This is a genomic window from Myroides sp. (assembly GCF_032073645.1).
Lineage (GTDB): Bacteria > Bacteroidota > Bacteroidia > Flavobacteriales > Flavobacteriaceae > Flavobacterium > Flavobacterium odoratimimum.
In genome coordinates this window covers 1-1,936 of record NZ_DAMANB010000049.1, presented here as the reverse complement: position 1 = coordinate 1,936, position 1,936 = coordinate 1, and the positions used below count along the sequence as shown (strand labels likewise).

Annotated in this window: 3 protein-coding genes; 2 read left to right on the top strand and 1 reads right to left on the bottom strand. The window is 28.2% G+C overall.

The window, feature by feature from the left end:
* A partial coding sequence (locus RT228_RS17940) for a tyrosine-type recombinase/integrase (protein ID WP_313139214.1) occupies window positions 1–338 on the top strand: 338 nt, incomplete at its 5' end.
* Between the two features lie 93 nt (window positions 339–431).
* On the top strand, window positions 432–701 hold the full coding sequence (locus RT228_RS17935) for a helix-turn-helix domain-containing protein (protein ID WP_006261656.1): 270 nt from the start codon (window positions 432–434) through the stop codon (window positions 699–701).
* 789 nt (window positions 702–1,490) lie between these two features.
* On the opposite strand, the gene RT228_RS17930 is transcribed toward RT228_RS17935, so the two are convergent.
* The gene (locus RT228_RS17930; protein WP_313139212.1) at window positions 1,491–1,796 is read right to left on the bottom strand and encodes a hypothetical protein; all 306 of its coding nucleotides are present in this window, start codon (window positions 1,794–1,796) and stop codon (window positions 1,491–1,493) included.
* Window positions 1,797–1,936: the final 140 nt, after the last annotated feature.

Here is a 1,936-nt window from a genome sequence, read left to right as displayed (position 1 = left end):
ATGTACATATTTTATTATACAATTTTTTTAATGACACAGTTCACGGGACACCCTCGAAGATATTTCCAGTTATAAGTAATCAGAAAATGAATGCTTATTTAAAGCAAATCGGCAGTGTTTGTAAGATTAATAAGAATCTTTCGTTTCACATGGCAAGGCATACTTTTGCTACCACTTTAACCCTTAATAATGGAGTTCCAATGGAGTCTGTTAGTAAAATGCTAGGACATACTGCTATGCGTACAACACAGATTTATGCTAAAGTATTAGAATACAAATTAAGTGAAGATATGGAGAATTTACGATTGAAAATGATAGATCAAGACTTAAGAGCATAAGAGCCAAATGTAACTTGCTACAACCAATTTTCAAAACAAATTGATTTTATATAGATTTTAGAGGTATTGTTATACTTTAAAACTTATAAAAATATGAATGTAGAGTTAATTACTAAAGAAGACTTAGAGCAGTTTAAAACTGATATTATCAATGAGATAAGACGTTATAGTCCATTTAATCGAAAGAAAGACGAACAAGCAAAGCAATGGATAAAGAGTTTTGAGGTTAGAAAGTTATTAGGTATCTCTCCTGGTACACTTCAAAATATGAGATTAAAAGGAACTATTCCTTATAAGAAAATAGGAGGTCTTATATTCTATCGATATGAGGATATAGTAGAAATGATGAATACAAAAGCCTGAAATTATTCAGGCTTTTGTTTTTTAGATACAATAATAAATCAGATCCTAGCATTCATAAGGGTTTAACCCCTGTTTTTGTTTTTTTTTACAACACTTTTTTCAAAATAATTCACACCAAAATCAGCTCATTTAATTTAACAGTCTATTTCTTTTACTAGATGTATATTATTAAAAATCTTGTAGTTATTTTCGTTTATTTTGTAACTGTTTTTTAAAAATTCATATCTATTACTATTTTCAAGTTGATTAAGAAAGTGATTTAATTTAACCTTTTCTTGTCCAAAACAAGAAAAGGTTAATAAAACAAATAAAATTAATATTGAAAATAGAATAATTCTATTTTTTTTGTGCATCTTAATTAAACAAAAAGATTAGGAAAAAATATAGCAATCAGTATTAGTGTAGTAAACATAAAAATAGTGGAAGCAATAGAATATAACATTATATAGTTTTTCTTTATTTCAGTATTAATGTTTATACTTTCACTCCATTCAATGGTTTTTGAATTGAACCACTGAGAGTAAATTATATATAGTATACCATTAACAGTTAAGAAGAAAAGTTTTATAGTTACATTATTCAACCTTATTTTTATTCCAAATACTAAATTGATCAAAGATACTAGTACTAAATTCAGAGTAATAAGTAATAGGATAGATGATATATTTTTAATAATAGAATTTGCTGAATTTCGTGATTTTTCTTCATTGTTTTTGTGTACATTGTAGAAATAGTAATTCAAATATTTTTCAAATAATATTTTGTATGTTTCTTTTAGCATATCATATATTAATAATCATAATTCATAGAATGATTTTGACTGGTATATGCTGCTCCAACTAAACCAACCATTATAGATAATCCTCCAAATATAATAGATTGAGGACCAGGGAAAAAAACTGCTGTAGCTCCTAACGCTGTTGCTATTGTATTTAATGTATCTGTATCATTCCAATCTCTTTCTCCAGAGGCTACTTCAGCTGCTGCAATAACTAGTTCTGTACCTCCAATAACTACACTTGCTACACCTAAACCTTTACCAACAGAAGCAAGTTTAGTAGGAGTAAATCCAATTTTTTGAATTGTCTTATCCAAGCCTTCTAACATTGTACCTGCTGCTCCTGCTGCTAGCCCAGCAGCAGCAGCAGCAGCACGAATTTTCTCAGCAATTTCATTATTGGTATTTTAGCCCCTAAATAAGCTGGAGTGAAATTAGTAAATTAATTACATAACTT

Bases quoted from the DNA above. Each gene is read 5' to 3' on its own strand.
- RT228_RS17935 (WP_006261656.1), top strand. From the start codon at position 432: ATGAATGTAGAGTTAATTACTAAAGAAGACTTAGAGCAGTTTAAAACT.